This window comes from Acinetobacter legionensis, from assembly GCF_057165765.1.
The window spans coordinates 1447804-1465906 of record NZ_CM169896.1 but is presented as its reverse complement, the minus strand read 5'-3'; the positions used below and the strand labels follow the sequence as shown (position 1 = coordinate 1465906).

Here is an 18103-nt window from a genome sequence, read left to right as displayed (position 1 = left end):
TTATAATTCCTGTTCTGCTGCCTTAATGCTGGCAAATTCTGCTTCAGGTGTACCTGAAATCAGATGATGACGACTATAAACAAGAAAATAAACAATGAAGACCACATAAATACCCAAAGCAATAAACCAGACTTTAGGATCGACAAGAAAACCTGCAACCACCGCGACAATTGATAAGATCAACGCAATACTTGAGGTAAAAATACCACCTGGTGTTCGATATGGACGATATACATCAGGCTGTGAAATACGTAATTTGATATGTGCCATCATCATTAAAACATAAGAAATCGTCGCACCAAATACCGCAATCAAAATCAGTAAGTCACCCTGTTTAGTCAATGATAATATGAAGCCAATAATCCCTGGAATAATCACGGCTAAATACGGCGATTTATTTTTGTTGGTCAGCGACAATGATGTTGGCAAATAACCCGCACGAGAGAGGGCAAAAATTTGACGCGAATATGCATAGATAATCGAGAAGAAACTTGCGATTAAGCCTGCCAAACCAACAAAATTTACAAAGTTTGCTAACATGCCATGCCCATATACTTTAACCAAGGCATCCACCAAAGGGGCACCTGAATCTTTGAGTACACTTGCACCTGCGGCACCCGCACTCAGTATTAAAATTAAAATGGCGAAAGCAGCCAAAATCAACATTGCACCCATCAAACCGCGTGGTAAAGATTGTGCTGGATCTTTTGCCTCTTCCGCGGCCAAAGGAACGCCTTCCACTGCAAGGAAGAACCAAATTGCGTACGGAACTGCTGCCCAGATTCCTATATAACCTTGTGGTAAAAAACTACTCGCGCCTGCTTTAGCTAAATCTGGTGCAATATCAAATAAATTGGCGCTGTTAAAGTGAGGAACCATCGCGACAAGGAAAACCACAACTGCAACAACAGCAATAGCTGTGATCACAAACATGATTTTAAGTGCTTCACCTGCACCTTTTAAGTGAATTCCCATAAAGACCAAATAACAGATTAAATAAATTAGCCATCCGCCCACTCCAAATAATGATTCGCAATATGCACCAATAAAGGTCGCGATTGCTGCCGGAGCGATGGCGTATTCGATCAGAATCGCTGTTCCTGTTAAATAACCTCCAAATGGTCCAAAAGCCATACGCGCAAAACTGTATCCACCGCCTGCTGTAGGAAGCATAGTCGACATTTCTGACATTGAAAGGCATAAACATAGATACATAATCGCAGCAAAAATGACAGCGACAAACATACCGCCCCAACCACCTTGTGCAATACCAAAGTTCCATCCAGCAAAGTCACCTGAAATCACATAGGCAACCCCTAAACCGACCAATAGTAGCCAGCCAACTGCACCCTTTTTTAATTCTCGTTGAGCAAAATATTCTTTGGAATCTTCTGTTTTTACGATAGTTGATTGTTCATTTCGAGCGTCCATCATCGTACCTTTAAATTTGCCTTTTTTTGTATAAGCAAAAAAAGTGCCTTTCCTTGGATGACGTCAATATTTTTTGTTCAATCCTATGAACATAACGCCTTCTTAGTCGTATAAAACTGCTTTTAGATAAATCTATCAAACAAAGGTAGGAGAAAAGTTGAATAGCTTATAATAGGAAATCGAAAAATTTATGAAAAATGAATAATTAAAAGAAAAGTAATGAAATTAATATATTTTTTTACTTTGTTATTTGTTTATTTAATTTAAGATATTATTTAGTATATATGCATAAATGGATTATGTGATGCATTCAAAACCACATGCTAAAAAAACAAGAATCAAAAAAGAAAAATTAAACTCCACTCAACCAAACTCAATTTTCCAACAAGCTTTACAATCCGCACTGATTCAATGTCAGCAGGATTTACTCAACACGGCCCACCTAGCATCTGTCGTGGTACAGATCAAGGATATGCAAAAAAAATCAACTCTGGTGTTCAGCCAATACAGATCAATTCGCAGGATTCCAGCAAGATCAAGATTTAAAAACAAAGCCAGATCAGTATATTTATAGTGCACCTATTCTTGATTTAACATCAGGGGAAGCATGTGGTGAAGTAGTTTTATTTCACAGCTTAAATCAAGCAAATATTTTTGGACAATTGGCCGTTACACAATGCGCTGAGATCATTGCACAAAAATTATATGCACAACCCTTCAATCATTTAACCATCCATGCATTTTCAGTGCCACAGAAAATAATAATCAATGATCAATCAATTCTTTTAACACCTCGGCAGTTTGAAATCATATGTATTTTGATTCTGAATCCTATGGGCTTGACCCTAAAGCTACTACATATTTATCTCTACAGTGATGAACAAATCAGCTTAAATACACTTAAATCTGAGATTTCATATTTAAAAAATAAGGTGAGCGAATTAATTTGTGCAAGGACCTATCAGATACAGGCAGAAATTCACGCAGATTTTAAAGAGTTGGAAGAAGCTGTCGATGCGGATTATCTTGATACAGTGAAACAATTGTATCAAGGTGGTTCATTCATTAAAACCAAAAGTCCTTTTCTAAACAATTGGCAACAAATTCTAAGTTTGAGAATCAATAATCTACTTATATAAAGAACCTTGGCTTGCGATTGATTAATACTTATCGCAGTATGTCATTCTCAAAATCCGATTTGTCAGATCCCTCTTTAAAAATAATGTACAAAGCCTAAACCAATTTTTTGCCAATCGAGTTGGTTTTGTTGTTGGTATTCCCAATTGACGTTTAATGAATTTTGACGATTGAGTGAATATTGCAGTGTGCTCTGGATCCGTAAATTCCACTTACTTGAATCTTGCCAATAAGGTAATTCAACTTGAACAATACTGTTTAAACGATCTGACCATACATTTTGACAGCCCAGTGTTGGTCCTAGACCAACACGCCAGCCTTTATCCAATGACGTACCTGCTTGAAGCTGTGTTTGCAGCTCTGCATAACAAAGATGCTTACGATCATCATCTGCAAGAGTATAACCAGATTGGGCTTTTGCACTGACCACCCCATGTTGTTGCTGATCGCTGAATTGTCCATTTTGAATGGCTTCCTGCTGCCAGCCCAAAGTAAAACCCCAGGTGATTGGCATTTTAAATGGGGTGATGGGGTTATAAGAGTTTACCGTTAATAAATCAAGATGTTCCAATTTCAGTCGATCATCACGCCATTGCGCGGCACCATCTAGAAACATCAATTGTGTGCCTGTACGGAAGCCGCCCTGCGGATCTTTTAGTTCGTGATAGGCCTGACGATGACCAATTTGTACATATTTTTCACCTTGAACCTCACCCGCTTCCATGGACCACTTACGCGAATCATGTCCATTGAGTGGATCAACTTTCGGACGTACAGGTGCTAAACGTTGTTTCTCTATAGGAATTTGACTACGTAAGCCTAAGAGTTGTCTAAAGCGCGGTTGGGTAAAACTTGCATCGACCTGACGAGCAACAAATTGTAAATATAAATCGTCATAGGCCATTTCTAATATTTTTGCGCGATCTTGATCATCGTAATTAATTAAAGCCTCTTGCATCTGCTGCGGTTCTAACACCGTAATTGCATGGGCTTTTTTTGCCAAAGCATGACCATGTTGTTTGGCCTGCGAATTTAATTGTGTTTCTAACGCTGGACGATATACCGCTTCTCGTACTAATCCCTGTTGCTCTACGGCTTTAATGGTTTCAATCGGGATCGCTGCATACGTAAATTGCTTGCGTAAATTCGAGCTTGGGCGGACTAAATCAATCAATCCCAATAAACGATAGGCACAATTATCACTGACAAAATAATAAGGAAAACTGACTTTTTGCATTTCCCAAATGTGTTTTACCAAAAATGCAGTCTCTTCAGGATCTAAATTCAGTTCATACTCCCAAAGATCACGGCTTTCAAAATCACCATACTCTTTCACTTTGCGATAATAAGGCATTAAAGAGTATTCACCAGGATATTTGCCAACCACCCCTTTCCATGCATAAGACCAATTATCATCACTGTTTACTGTGGCTGCGTAATTCACTGCATAAGAGACTAAATTGAGCTGCTTTTGATCTTTAGGATCAAGACGTAGCAAAGTATGCCCAAACATTGAGCTTGGATTACCCATAAAATCAGTCGCATAAATCAACGTCACTTGATAAGGTTTGATCTGTGCATACCATTGATCAAATTCAGGACAAGATACAACTGGTAATTGTTGTTGTGAAATATTCAATTGTTGCATCAGCCATTGGCTACGCGCAGGAAATTTACAACGAATAGATTGATTGGCATCGGCGAGTTGAAACAGTGCAGTGATATCCGCATTCATTTCATTTTGAATATTCTGACGGCCATCTTGAGCAAAAAAATAACCCAAATAACTGACTTCACTTTGATTTACATTTTTGACAGAGGCATCTTCTGCATAAAGTAAACGTTTCCATGTGATATTGCTGGCTAGTTGTTTTTGTTGTGCCAGTTTTAATGCATTTTCTAATACATGCGATTTCTCTAAAGATGATTCTGCATGCAAATGAGTTGTAAAAAATGAACTGAGTAAGCTTAAGCTAAATACTAAATATTTCATTCAATCATCAATTTATATAGATATATTATAAAACTGTGCAATTAAAAAATGTCGGTTCAATACAGGAGTTAACTTAAGATTTACTCATGCAAAATTCATTTCTCAATAATGGGTATTCGATAAAATTTAAATAAAAAAACCCTGCAACAAGGCAGGGTTTTGGCGCATTAAACGTATGCTTTTAACACTTCGTCTTTTGCCATCACTTGCTGAAGTGATGCTAATACTTGTAGAGAATTTTGATTTTCTGCTGAATAGATACTGGCAAAGTTTGACTTCGCCACAGCATTGAAACGTGCTTTATCTGCATCTTTAACATTTAATAATGAAGCAAGTACATTTAGGCTTTCACCTTGTCCTACAGCCATATCACGTGCAAGAGATTCTGAGTTTTCATTGGTAAATGTCACGACTTGAGCAGTTACTTTGCCATTACCATTACATCCTAAAGTACCAAATGTAATACCTAATAATTGGTTAGTGAAAAGACCATTAGTGGTTGCCGCTAAAATCTTAGGTACTTTTCCAGACTGACCAGCCCAAACTTGCGAGCCGACACCACAACCCACATCTGGATCAGCCATAGCAACACTTGAACCCGCAGCCAATACAGCAGCTAAAGCGATTTTTTTTAACATATAATTCTCCAGAATTTTCATATGCATTGTTTTAATTCAACATATGTAAATTGTTATTTTCCATTATGTGTAAGTTTGATTACACCTATTTAGATTTATCACATAAATTCAGATATGCAAATCTAAATGTGACAATTACGAAATTATTTATTGTACTTTTTTAGTGACCATTCACCTTCTTTATTACGTACTCCAAGAATTTTAAGGACCAAAACTAGACTTAAAAGTAAGAGTAAATACCAAGAGCCTAGCTTCCCCCATCCCACCATATGCCATGCATCTACTTGACTTGGGTACAACCAAATTTTATTAAAAGTGCTAATATTTTCAGCAACCCAAATTAAAAATGCCAAAACGACCAGTACTGGTAACATCGGAAGCTGAAATTCATGCTGCTGTAACTTAAAACGAACTTTTGTTTTCCAAAAAATTACCACACTCCAAATAAATAGTGCATTCCGAAAATCTGGAATAAAAAATTTGCTCATAAAATTGAGATAAGACAAAACTGCTAGACACAACATATTGGCAAAATTGGGCAAATTTAAAAAAGAAACCTGATACAAACGTAAAGAACGGGCAAAAAAACTGCCAACTGCAGAATACATGAATCCTGCAAATAAAGGCACAGTCAAAAGTTTAAAAACGGCAGGTTGTGGATATTGCCAAGAAGCAATCTGTGGGTGGGTTAAAAAAATTTCCATACCCATAGCCATAATATGAAATAAAGCAATGACTTTAGCTTCTGCCCAAGATTCAAGTTTTAAAAACAATAAACAGGCTTGAATGATCAGCGCATATAATAATAAATAGTCATAACGGAATAAACCATAAAATTCATGGCTGCCCATATTCGCCGTAGTAATAAATGCAATCAACAATAAAATACCAAATAAGGCAGCCGATGCTGCCTTAAGTAGAAATTCAAATAATGATTTAAAATAGATCATAAATACATTTACAACAATAAGTTAACCTAAATATTTGGCACTGTATTGGTGTACAGTATCAATAAATGCTTTAGGTTTTTCAGGATCAACCCACTGCGTAATTCCATGACCTAAGTTGGCAATATAACCTGTTTTCTCTCCATTAGCATAAGCATCATCAAGCATAGCTTTGGTTGCTTTTTCAATAGAATCAGCTGAACCATACAAGGTTGCTGGATCTAAGTTCCCTTGTAATGCTGCACGTCCATTAACTGTTTGACGAGCCACGTTTATTGGCGTAGTCCAATCTAAGCCAAATCCATCTGCACCAGTTGCAATCATTGGCTCTAACCATTGACCACCACCTTTGGTAAATAAGATCACAGGCACTTTACGTCCTTCATGCTCTCGTTTTAACCCAGCAACAATTTTCTGCATATATTTGAGCGAAAATTCTAGATATTCACGGTGCGCCAATGCGCCACCCCAACTATCGAAAATTTGTACGGCTTGAGCACCCGCCTCAATTTGGGCATTTAAATAGTCAATTACAGCATCGGCTAAACGATCTAATAAAGCATGTAAAACTTCAGGTTGTGCATACATCATGTGTTTCGTAAAACGGAAGTCTTTGCTTGAACCGCCTTCCACCATGTATGTTGCCAAGGTCCATGGACTACCTGAAAAACCAATCAAAGGCACTTGACCAGCCAAAGCTGAACGAATGGTTGAAACAGCGTTCATTACGTAAGCCAGATCAGATTTGGCATTGAATTTCGGTAAATTAGCCACATCTTGTTCTGTACGAACTGTTTTATGGAATTTAGGACCTTCTCCAGTTTCAAAATAAAGTCCTAAACCTAAAGCATCGGGAACAGTCAAAATGTCTGAAAATAGAATGGCAGCATCAAGCTCATAACGGCGCAAAGGTTGTAAAGTCACTTCACAAGCAAATTCTGTATTTTTACAAAGAGAAAGAAAATCACCTGCTTTCGCACGTGTTTCACGATATTCTGGTAAATAACGCCCAGCCTGACGCATCATCCAAACTGGAGTCGTATCTACAGGTTCACGCAATAAGGCACGTAGAAAACGATCATTTTTTAAGGTCGTCATTTACTTTCCCAATCAAAAATTAAATTCGCCCCATCATAGCAAAAAGGTTTGCTCCATAACCATTTCTAGAAAATTTTTCTCAATAAAGTTTAGGGTCTGTTGATATTTCATAAATGGCTTGCGTTGTAGATTAAAATTGAGCATGAGACGTATACGTCGTAAAGCATGAAGAGAATAGCGAGACTATTTTCGAGTTTCATAACGAAGGCTGAGATAAATTTAGCCACTACCCTAAGCAAGAACAAAGCACTGCTTTGTTTGCAGCGCAAGGCGCAGCAGAGGGCTAGCGTGTTTTTTGACGCTACGTCGTTACCTTGCGAAACAATGTTCCTCATCACTTAGAATGACTAAATTTCATACTCCGCTCCTAGTATCGCCTAAAAAATACACGTAGTCGCAAACGTAGACGAATTGTCAACTGACCCGATTTGATTACTTAGATTTAAATTCCCACGGGTATACGAAAATAAAACAAAACTTGCAGACTAGGAAAATGTCTATAGAAAAAAATGATTAACACAAAACAAATACTGCAACACCTTATAATTTCTGCAATACTTACACAGATTTTTAGTTATAAATTATGAATAATTCTTAAGGTTGATCTACATGTTCGTTCGCTCAATTCTTGCTTTGAGTTTAAGCTGTTTATTAACAGGTACAGCTTTTGCTGCATCTACAGCTGAGCAACCTCTAACGCCTAAAAAAGTTGCTGCTCCTGTTGAAGATCCTATTGATCCACTTGCTATTGATGATTCTGCTTCAAGTGTAGAAACACAGATAAGTCAGCAAGAGCAACAAGACTTAGACAAAGCTGCAAATACGCTACAAAATTTAGAAAAAACTGAGGATAAAAACTCAGGTACTGCTATCTCTCCATCTTCACCACAGACCACGACTGCAAAAACGGCAAGCAATCCTAATGCACCTAAAGCGTCATGGACTTTAGATGGAATAAACAATGCACAATGGTACGAAAATATTGGTAAGGGTCAATTCCCTGTCTATGCCCGTGCCCATGTCATGTTAAATAATGCCCATGCTTCACCTGGTGCCATTGATGGTTCAAGCGGTATGAATACGCTTAAAGCAATCGCTTCATTCCAACAAATGAATGGTATTAAACCTACTGGTGAATTGACTCAAGAAACTTGGGATGCTTTAGTTTCTCAACAAGGCAATAAGCCTGCTTTTGTGGAATATACGATAACAGCTGAAGACCTAAAAGGTCCTTATGCAAAATCGATTCCGCATGATTATGCATTACAAGCAAAAATGCCAGGCCTGTATTACACTCGTGTAACAGAAATGCTAGGTGAAAAATTTCACATGGACGAAGAGTTTTTAAAGAAACTGAATCCTAAAGCGACATTTAATAAAGTTGGTGAAAAAATCGTTGTGACGAATATTCGCAATGAATTACCTGAAAATATTCATTTGATTGTCGCGCATAAAGGTGCGAAGCAATTATATTTGTTTAATGCACAAAACCAAATGGTTGGCTCTTTCCCTGCAACAATTGGTAGTTCTGATACACCATCTCCAAAAGGAACTTATAAAGTTACTGGAGTTGCACGAAACCCATGGTATAGCTATTCACCTAGTAACTTTGTACAAGGTAAAAACTTAAAACCATTATCATTACCACCTGGTCCAAATGCTCCTGTAGGGAATATCTGGATTGGATTGAGTAAAAAATCATTTGGTATTCATGGTACACCAAATCCATCTGCAATTTCGAAAACAGCTTCACATGGTTGTATTCGTTTGACCAACTGGGATGCCAATGACTTAGGTAAAAAAGTTAAATCAGGTGTAACAGTTAAATTCTTAGAATAATCTTATACTTGATGAAATAAAAAACCAGTGTGCATACACTGGTTTTTTATTGCAAAGATAAAAATTTATCGTTCCAAAAATAAAACAATATGTTGCTTTTTTGCTATTTCATCCCAATTACTTAAATATTAAAATTCATTCATGTTAAAAAATAAAGAATTGGAGATTTGAGATGAATACTTTTTTACATCACAGTGAAAACCGTGGTCACGTAAAAATGGGGTGGTTAGATACCAAACATAGTTTCTCTTTTGGTAGTTGGTATGACCCTAAATATATGGGTGTTGGTTCTTTACGTGTAATCAATGACGATACCATTGCAGCACATAAAGGTTTTGGTACTCACCCACATGACAACATGGAAATTTTAACTTGTGTGCTTAAAGGTACTATCTCACACAAAGACAGCATGGGAAATGAACGTCATATCCATGCGGGTGAATGGCAATTGATGAGTGCGGGTACAGGTGTACAACACAGTGAAATCAACCAAGGTGATGAAGCGGTTCATATGCTACAAATTTGGGTAATTCCAAATGTTCAAGATGCCGAACCGAATTATCAACAAATTGAACGTGATCCTAAAAAATCACCCAATGAATGGCAATTGATTGTTGGCCCAAATAACAATGCGCTGATGCATATTCGTCAAGATGCTGAAATTAAAGCGGCATATCTGGAAAAAGGTCATACCCTTGAAGTTAAAGCAACCCAAAAATTTAACTATGTACATGTAATCGATGGTGAGATTGATATTGCGGGTCAAGTCGTTAAAGCAGGTGATGGTTATTTATTTGACGAAGATTCGACACTCACTGCACATGAAGATAGCCAATTTATTTGGTTTGATTTAAACAGCTAATTCATATGCAATAAAAAACCTCCGCATGTATAGATGGAGGTTTTTTATGTCGAGCTTATTGAACAAGTTAGAAGCCGTGTTTAAGCACAAAAATCTTTTTTCTGATCTTTAATCAATGATAAAGCAGCATTCCAAGCAGCCTGAACAATCGGTTCAGCAGCATCACTTTCAAATTGCTTCACCGTATATTCGCATATTTGCTTACTCGGATAATGAAGTTTTGAGCTGCTCATGGCTTTAATTTGAACCTGACAAGCTCGCTCTAAAAAATAAATTTCATGAAATGCTCTTGCAATACTGTTTCCAGTGGCTAACAAACCATGATTGCGTAAAATCATGCAACGATAATTTCCCAAATCCTGAACCAAACGTTCTCTTTCAGCTGTAGAAAAAGCGATACCCTCATATTCATGATAAGCAATATTGTTATAAAATTTCAGCGCATGTTGTGACAAAGGCAATAAACCTTTTTCTTGTGCAGAAACAGCTATGCCATCCGCCGTATGGGTATGAATGACACAGTGAATATCATCTTTAGCATGATGTAAGGCAGAATGAATGACGAAGCCTGCAACATTAACCATTTTGCCTTGATCATAATCTGCCACAATATTCCCTTCATGATCAATTTTCACCAAATCTGAAGCTTTCATCTGATCAAATGTTACACCATAGCGGTTAATCAGAAAATGATCAGGCTCATGCGGGACACGTAAACTGATATGGGTATCTATCAAATCAGTCATTCTATAATGTGCAATTAAACGATAGAATGCTGCCAACTGGCAACGCGCTTCCCATTCAGTCTTATCAATATACTTTGGGCGTTTCATCATAAAATCCTTTTTATTGCCTATGTATAAAACATCCATAGTTTTAGCGAGAGTTCAGCAAATAAACAAGTCTTAATTCGTGAATGAAGACTAAAAAATTATTTTTTGGGTTGCATAATATAAAAAATCCAAACCAATAATTGAATATTGATTTGGATTTAAATTATTAATTATCATATTTCATACTATTATTTATATTTATTAAATTATTATAATAAGTTTTCATTTTTTGTTTATTTTTATTAAAATAAAAATTAAATTATTATTTATTTTAATTATTCATTATTATTATAAAACACCCTCATTATCTATTATAAATAGTAGATTTAAATACTTAACTGATAAAGTAATTTCTTTCCTTTAAAAGTTAAATTCTTAATAAAAACAATATCTCTATTATCTAAATAAGAAATAGCATCATCAATTTCAATGTAGTCTTCATCAATCAACCATGAAATATCCAATTCATTTAAATCAACCATACCGACTAAGTAAATAGTCTGTTTTTTATTTTGCCGATTTTGAATATTTTTTAAAATTTCGCGTATCTTAATCCAGTCTTTCATATTTTAAATCTCATCTTGCTTACAGGTTCTATTATATTTATTGGAGAATTAAATACTAGATAGAGAAATGCCCTGTGCGACAAAATTTGTCGCACAGGGCAGCACCCTAAAAAACCAAATATCTGTAAAAATTTCAGCCACCAATATGGATACGAATTTCCCCGATAATCGCTTTAAAATTGCAATACTAAAGCTTGAATTCATAACCTATATTCAATTCTCTTGCTTATAGTCAAACAAGGAAAAATCACCTATGCTGTAACGCTTTTTACAAACTCACTGCAAGCGTCGCAAATTTTTGTGCATGTGATTAATCTTTGCAAAATCTTGATTCCATACTTTCACTCAGGTACAAACTTTGCTCAAGGACATGCCGTATATCATCTCATTGTCCCTAACCTACTAAATGCCACACCGTTCACTATAAAATCTACTGTTCAATCACTTAAAATCTCAATCTGCGCCTTTAGCTTAAGAGGACTGCGATAAGGACTTTGCAGCATCACTTGATTCTAGCTTGATCTCATCGGGCTGTTTTTCTCTACGATTTAAAACTAGATTCAATAAAATTGCAGCCAAAGTTGCTGTACCAATTCCACCAAGATCAAATGAACCAATATGTACACTAAAATTACCTGCGCCCATGATCAAGCTGACCGCAGCAATAATTAAGCTACTGTTTTTAGTGAAATCAATTTTATTATCAATCCAAATCTTTGCACCAGCCACTGTGATTAAACCAAACACCACAATTGAGGCACCACCTAAAAGAGCAATAGGAATAGTACTAATCACAGCACCGAATTTAGGTGATAAGCCCAACAAAATTGCAAAGATCCCAGCGATTACGAAAACTGTGGTTGAATAAATTTTAGTGACGGCCATAACCCCAATATTTTCAGCATATGTGGTCATACCTGTTCCCCCAACAGAAGCCGACAAGCTGGTACATACCCCATCTGCAAAAAATGCACGACCCATATAAGGTGATAAATCACGACCCGTCATTGCAGATACAGCTTTAAAGTGACCTAAGTTTTCAGCGACCAGAATTATTGCTACTGGCGCAATTAACAACATGGCGTTTGCATTAAACGAGGGTGCAACAAAATGCGGGAGACCAAACCACGCCGCATTGCTAATGACTGCAAAATCGATCGCTTTGCCAAAGCCCATTAAATTGGCAAGGATAAAATATAGAACATATGCACACACCAACCCCAGTAAGAGCAATAAGCGACGCATCATGCCTCGGGTAAATACAGCAATCGCACTGATACAAAGGATTGTCAGAATTGCCATCCAAGTATCAAATGGGTTTGCAGAAACACTTTTAATGGTGACAGGTGCTAAGTTTAGACCAATAATCATCACGATTGCACCCGTAACAATCGGTGGCATCAACTTTTCAATCCAACCAGTTCCCGTCTTCATGACAATTAAACCAATTCCTGCATACACCAAACCACAAGCGATGGTCCCCCCTAAAGCCAAGGCAATATTTGGATTTGACCCCACACCTGCATAGCCCGTTGCAGCAGCGACAGCGCCAATAAATGCAAAACTAGATCCGAGGTAACTCGGCATTCTTCCACCCGTCATCAGGAAAAATAAAATCGTGCCGATACCCGTGATAAATATAGTCAAATTGGGATCAAAGCCCATCAGCAAAGGTGCGAGAACCGTTGCACCAAACATTGCAAATGCATGTTGCAAGCCCAAAACGATACTTTTTCCAACAGGTAAATATTCATCAATTTGCACAGGGTTTTGATCTAAATTACCTGTGTATGGTTTGAATGATGTAAACCATGGTTCTTTTGTCGCCATTTTCTAATTCCCCATATTTAGAGATCAACATACATTTTGAGGTTCACAATAACTGCGTTTGAAATATAGAAGCGCATTTAAACTTGGGTTGTGACGAATTGCTTTGACCCGACAAAACAATACATCATGACTACCGACCACCTGACTTGATACCACTTCACAATCAAATGAAATTAGGGCGTTATCTAACACCGGAGAACCTGTCACGAGTTCACTCCATTCACCTTGTGCAAATCTGTGTTGCATGGGTGTTTTGCCACCAAATAAATTAGACAATGCGGCTTGATTTGAACCTAATGTATTGACACACAAAACTTTATTTTCAGAAAAAACGCGATATACCGATGCGGCGCGATTAAGGCATACCAATAAGGTTGGAGGTGAATCCGTTACACTACACACTGCAGATGCGGTAAAACCTGCCTGTCCTGCATCACCTTTAGTAGTGATCACATTGACTGCTGCACCCAAATTAGACATACCTTGTCTAAAGATATCTTGATCAATTTCTAAATGGACTTTAGTCTCACAAGGCTTGGTAAATTCAATAATTTCACCACTAACTGTACTTTCCTGTTTGACCATTTGCATCATAACTCTCCCACCCCAATGCGCAAATGTTCATCGAGGTTAAAATTCATTTTTAAAAAAATGACTTAAACACATAGACAAATTTAGACATGCATTATCCCACATGTGCTATTGATGCAATTTCAACAAGGGCTTCAGGTTTAACCAATCCGACCTGTACACAATAACGAGCGGGTTTGTCATTGGGAAAATATTCAGCATAGACCACATTTATTGCGGCATAATCTGCCCAATGTTTGACGAATATTGAGTTAAACGTCACATCATCCATCGTGCCACCTGCAGTTTCGATGACGTTTTTAATGGTTTCTAAAATATGTCGGGTTTGGCCTGCGGCATCACCGACACAGACCACCTCATTATTTTCATCAAATGCTAAAGTCCCAGAAACATAGACAATATTGTCTGCTTTGGTTGCAGGCACATAAGGTGCAAGGGGTTTAGCTGTACCTACTGGGATCACAACTTGTTTGGACATTTTAAATTCCTTTATTTTTTCCTTAAAGCATCTTCGCCATAGACTTAAACTCTAGAAAAGACACTTGATCTGGTTAAAAGCATTAAGCTGATTTACTAAAAGTGACTGAATTTGGCTGCTCTTGTTGGGTTTTGAATGTCTGTACAAATGATTCCGTATCAGATACCCATCCAAAAAAGGTTTTAATATTATATAAGGCTGCCTCTTGTGCTGATTGAGGGCCAGCTTGATAACATGCATCTTTTAGCGCTATACCAAAATATTCCAAGAAAAAACCATCTCTAAGGGTTGATTCCACACAAACATTGGTGGCAATCCCAACGAAAACTAAATTTCGGATGCCACGAGTACGTAAACTACTGTCCAATGCTGTATTAAAAAAACCGCTATAGCGTGATTTCTCGATCACAATGTCTTGAGGTTGAGGCTTTAGTTCTTCAATTAATGCAAAATCCCAACCACCTTTTGCCAATAATTTGCCTTGTAAATCAGGATTTTTACGCATGGTTTTTAAAGCATTGGATTTATGAAAGTTAGGAGAACCTATGCCACCGGCTTCTACATATTGTTCATCCCATCCATTTTGAAAATAGATCACTTGGATACCGGCTATATGTGCTGCATCAATGCTTTTTTTAATATTAGCAACCACAGGTTGAGTAGTGGAAACATCAAAACCAGCCAAATCCAAATAGCCACCAATTGAGGTATAGGCATTTTGCATATCAATGACGATAAGCGCCGTTTGTTCAGGTGCGAGCTGAATCGATTCTGGCTCCGCTTTTAAAATTTTGCCTGTTCCTGCATGAGTCGTGAAATCTGTACAAACCAGATTTTCTATCATTTTCGAGTTTTCAACTATACTCATGCGCTTTTCTCCAAAACGGGTTGAGCTAGCTGTTGATAACTTGCAACAACCTCCTCACGACAAGCCATCAACGGTTGGACGCGCTGTCCAAAATCCTCAACCCCTTGGATAAAATCATCAAATGTTAAAAGAATTCCTTCAGTGCCTTTAATGGTAGAAATTTCATCCAGCATCATGGCAACATTTTCATAAGAACCGACGATTGTGCCCATATTAATATTGACGGGTGAAACACTAGATGCCATTTGACGAATATTGGTATCTGTACCTGATGTTTGATCTTTACCGCCTTGATTCATTAACCAGTTAATTGCTGCTAGGTCTGCGCCTTGGTTATAGTTCTCCCATTTCGCCATTGCTTCTTGATCTGTTTCAGCTGCAATCACCATAAACAAAACATAGGTTTGAACATCTCTTCCTGTCTGATCAGTATGTACTTTTAGACGTTCATTGATTTCAGCATAGGCCGTTGGTGTATTGAAACCTTTTCCAAAAACAAAATTATAATCTGCATATTTTGCAGAGAATGCTAAGCCCGCATCAGATTGACCAGCACAAATAATTTTCATGTCGGATTGTGGTATTGGCTTTACTTGGCAATCATCCATTTGGAAGAAACCACCTTTGAAATCAGATGTTCCCGTTGCCCAAAGCTCACGTAAAATTTCGACATATTCAGATAAGTAATCATAACGTTTAGAGAAATAATCATCCCCTGGCCACAACCCCATTTGGGTATATTCTGGTGGTTGCCATCCAGTCACAACATTTAGCCCAAAACGTCCATTTGAAATCGAGTCAATCGTTGATGCCATACGTGCCACAATGGCTGGTGGCATCACCAAAGTCGCTGCCGTAGCAAAAATTTTTATTTTACTGGTCACTGCCGCTAAACCCGCCATTAATGTAAAGCTTTCTAAGTTATAATCCCAGAATTCAGTTTTACCCCCAAAACCACGCAGTTTAATCATCGACAATGCAAAATCAAAACCATAATGTTCTGCACGTTGTACAATCTGTTTATTCAATTCAAATGTTGGCTTATATTGCGGTGCATTTTCTGAAAGCAACCAGCCATTATTTCCAATCGGACAAAATACACCAATTTTCATAGCTAAACCTCACTGTACAAAAAATATTCTAAAAATATTTGATATAAAACTAAAAACCAAAACCACCTTGTAATTATAAATAATGCATACAACATGCCACTAAATTTAATTAGTTGTTTTTATTATTAATTTTTTTATGTTTATTTTTTATTTTACCTTTTGGTAAAATTTATGAATTTTTAAGTCATACAAAATAAACTAAAATAGTGCATAAATGCATCATTTTAGATCATTTATAATTTTAAAATTAACCGACACTATAAATAAAAAACCGCATATGGTATGCGGTTCACTAAGATAAAATTCTGACGAAATACAACACTGGTTCAATAAAATTAGTAATCTAATAAAATAGTTATTAAAATAAATCTTTATAATATTTTACAAGCATCATCAAAATCTAATCTTGGTAATCTTGTATATATTTTTTTATGATCCCCATATCCTATGTTGATAATCATATTAATCGAATAATCAGTCTCTTTAAAGAAAGTCTCATTCACTTGCATATCATCAAATCCAGACATTGGCCCTGTGTCCAAAACTAAACTTCGACATGCCATAATCAAATACGCAGCTTGCATCGAGCTATTTCTTAAAGCTGTTTCATTGGCAAGTTTGGGATTTGAGGTAAACCAAGATTTAGCGTCTGTATGCGGAAAAAGTTTAGCAAATTGATTATAAAATTTCTGATCCGTTGCTACCAACACTGTCAAAGGCGCTGTCATGGTTTTCTCTATATTTCCCGAGGATAGCGCAGGCTTTAGTTGTTCTTTGGACTCAGATGTCATTAAAAATATAAATCGAGCAGGGCAACAATTGGCAGAGGTAGGTCCCATTCTCACTAAATCATAAATTTGCTGAATCTATTCAGTGCTGACTGCCTTATCCAACCAAGTATTGTGCGTTCTGGCATCTGGAAACAATTGGTTTAAATCTATGTTGAGGCTCTGGTTCATAGGGTTTCTTCTACTAAATTTTGAATTAAAATCTGATTGACTGTATTACTTTCTGTTACAGATGAAGCATGCGCACCGGTTTCCAATAGTGTTAATTCGCCATGCCCCAATATTGCTTTAAGGTCTATACTCTTTTGATAAGGCACTAAAAAATCATCTTTGTTGGCAATGTAATACACATCAGTGTTCGCCAAAGCAGCGATATGTTGCGGTAAAATTTTAAAATTCATCAATGCATTTAAGCGTAGCAACACGTTATTAATCGGTGGGAAATCTTTAAATCCCTTGCTTTCGATCTCTTGAATTTGTTGAATATGCTTTGAAATATAGGCAGGTGGATATAGAAATAAAGCTTGTGCACGTATATAAGCTTCAGCACCAGCATTTTCTAACAAGGCAATACGGGTTTTGAAACATTTATCTGTATGTGGATCAAGAGCATCCCAAGCATTAATAAAGGTTAGACTCGACAGTGAAATTTCGGTGTTGTAGATCAAAACAGCCAATTCAGCTCCAATTACCGCACCTAAGGCATGCCCAATAAAATGGCATTGTTTGATTTGTTGCTGTTGAAGTATGTCTAATACTTGCTTTGCCATATTCTTTATTGAATATGCTGTGGGTAATGCTTCAGAGTCTGCATGACAACCTTCTTGGTCATAAACAAGCACCTGAAAATATTGAGTTAAAGTTTTAATTTGTGGTTGCCAAAAAGATGCATGCCCACCTAAACCAGAAGATAGAACTACAGTTTCAGCATCTGGTTGCGCTACACACGGGAAAATTTGATAGCTCATTTTTGACCATTTGATAAATTAATCACTTTGATGACAGCAAAAAATATGCCGAATAATATTTATATTTAGTTTTGAAGGGTTTTTGATGGCGAATGTGAATATGAGGATTGTTATGTTATTGGCT

17 protein-coding genes and 1 pseudogene are annotated in these 18103 nt (G+C 37.0%); 4 read left to right on the top strand and 14 right to left on the bottom strand.

Annotated elements, in window-relative coordinates; translation table 11 throughout:
- Positions 1-1431 carry an ethanolamine permease gene (eat, locus tag AC2G3J_RS06650; RefSeq protein ID WP_336954022.1) on the bottom strand — a complete coding sequence of 477 codons (1431 nt, stop codon included), beginning with the start codon at positions 1429-1431 and terminating at the stop codon, positions 1-3.
- Positions 1432-1735: 304 nt separating this feature from the next.
- On the opposite strand from eat, the gene AC2G3J_RS06645 reads away from it, so the two are divergent.
- Together AC2G3J_RS06645 and AC2G3J_RS06640 are read left to right on the top strand one after the other, a co-directional pair.
- A complete protein-coding gene (locus AC2G3J_RS06645; RefSeq protein ID WP_336954023.1) occupies positions 1736-2005 on the top strand; it encodes a hypothetical protein in 270 nt (89 codons plus the stop codon).
- A 172-nt stretch (positions 2006-2177) separates the two neighbouring features.
- Positions 2178-2570, top strand: a complete 393-nt coding sequence (locus AC2G3J_RS06640) for a hypothetical protein (RefSeq protein WP_483770846.1) — start codon at positions 2178-2180, stop codon at positions 2568-2570.
- A 74-nt stretch (positions 2571-2644) separates the two neighbouring features.
- On the opposite strand, the gene AC2G3J_RS06635 is transcribed toward AC2G3J_RS06640, so the two are convergent.
- The 4 genes from AC2G3J_RS06635 to hemE all read right to left on the bottom strand — a co-directional run bounded on the left by AC2G3J_RS06635 (position 2645) and on the right by hemE (position 7244).
- Positions 2645-4561: an Lnb N-terminal periplasmic domain-containing protein gene (locus AC2G3J_RS06635; RefSeq protein WP_483770845.1), complete on the bottom strand. Its 1917-nt coding sequence runs from the start codon at positions 4559-4561 to the stop codon at positions 2645-2647.
- A gap of 167 nt (positions 4562-4728) precedes the next feature.
- Positions 4729-5199 carry a DUF3015 family protein gene (locus AC2G3J_RS06630; protein WP_336954027.1) on the bottom strand — a complete coding sequence of 157 codons (471 nt, stop codon included), beginning with the start codon at positions 5197-5199 and terminating at the stop codon, positions 4729-4731.
- A 143-nt stretch (positions 5200-5342) separates the two neighbouring features.
- Positions 5343-6149, bottom strand: coding sequence for a DUF817 domain-containing protein (locus tag AC2G3J_RS06625; RefSeq protein ID WP_419327836.1), 807 nt, complete (start codon positions 6147-6149; stop codon positions 5343-5345).
- Positions 6150-6170: 21 nt separating this feature from the next.
- Positions 6171-7244 carry a uroporphyrinogen decarboxylase gene (gene hemE, locus AC2G3J_RS06620; RefSeq protein WP_336954030.1) on the bottom strand — a complete coding sequence of 358 codons (1074 nt, stop codon included), beginning with the start codon at positions 7242-7244 and terminating at the stop codon, positions 6171-6173.
- A 609-nt stretch (positions 7245-7853) separates the two neighbouring features.
- Here hemE and AC2G3J_RS06615 point away from each other — a divergent pair.
- Positions 7854-9083 carry a L,D-transpeptidase family protein gene (locus AC2G3J_RS06615; protein WP_336954031.1) on the top strand — a complete coding sequence of 410 codons (1230 nt, stop codon included), beginning with the start codon at positions 7854-7856 and terminating at the stop codon, positions 9081-9083.
- A 172-nt stretch (positions 9084-9255) separates the two neighbouring features.
- Positions 9256-9945: a pirin family protein gene (locus AC2G3J_RS06610; protein WP_483770844.1), complete on the top strand. Its 690-nt coding sequence runs from the start codon at positions 9256-9258 to the stop codon at positions 9943-9945.
- Positions 9946-10025: 80 nt separating this feature from the next.
- On the opposite strand, the gene AC2G3J_RS06605 is transcribed toward AC2G3J_RS06610, so the two are convergent.
- From AC2G3J_RS06605 to rutD, 9 genes and pseudogenes are all read right to left on the bottom strand, one after another.
- On the bottom strand, positions 10026-10778 hold the full coding sequence (locus tag AC2G3J_RS06605; RefSeq protein WP_483770843.1) for a class II aldolase/adducin family protein: 753 nt from the start codon (positions 10776-10778) through the stop codon (positions 10026-10028).
- 326 nt (positions 10779-11104) lie between these two features.
- A complete protein-coding gene (locus AC2G3J_RS06600; protein WP_336954034.1) occupies positions 11105-11344 on the bottom strand; it encodes a hypothetical protein in 240 nt (79 codons plus the stop codon).
- Positions 11345-11815: 471 nt separating this feature from the next.
- Entirely contained in the window at positions 11816-13174 is a 1359-nt protein-coding gene (rutG, locus tag AC2G3J_RS06595; RefSeq protein WP_336954035.1) for a pyrimidine utilization transport protein G, read from the bottom strand.
- A 24-nt stretch (positions 13175-13198) separates the two neighbouring features.
- A complete protein-coding gene (gene rutF / locus AC2G3J_RS06590; RefSeq protein ID WP_483770842.1) occupies positions 13199-13768 on the bottom strand; it encodes an NADH-dependent FMN reductase RutF in 570 nt (189 codons plus the stop codon).
- A gap of 91 nt (positions 13769-13859) precedes the next feature.
- Positions 13860-14243 (bottom strand): pyrimidine utilization protein C, encoded by a 384-nt coding sequence (rutC, locus tag AC2G3J_RS06585; RefSeq protein ID WP_336954038.1) that lies wholly within the window; start codon positions 14241-14243, stop codon positions 13860-13862.
- 82 nt (positions 14244-14325) lie between these two features.
- Positions 14326-15087, bottom strand: a complete 762-nt coding sequence (gene rutB, locus AC2G3J_RS06580) for a pyrimidine utilization protein B (RefSeq protein WP_483771065.1) — start codon at positions 15085-15087, stop codon at positions 14326-14328.
- A 20-nt stretch (positions 15088-15107) separates the two neighbouring features.
- Positions 15108-16223 carry a pyrimidine utilization protein A gene (rutA, locus tag AC2G3J_RS06575; RefSeq protein ID WP_483770841.1) on the bottom strand — a complete coding sequence of 372 codons (1116 nt, stop codon included), beginning with the start codon at positions 16221-16223 and terminating at the stop codon, positions 15108-15110.
- 371 nt (positions 16224-16594) lie between these two features.
- Positions 16595-17182, bottom strand: a pseudogene (locus AC2G3J_RS06570) (malonic semialdehyde reductase).
- Entirely contained in the window at positions 17179-17979 is an 801-nt protein-coding gene (rutD, locus tag AC2G3J_RS06565) for a pyrimidine utilization protein D (RefSeq protein WP_336954042.1), read from the bottom strand. The pseudogene AC2G3J_RS06570 and the gene rutD overlap by 4 nt, the downstream one beginning before the upstream one ends.
- Positions 17980-18103 lie beyond the last annotated feature (124 nt).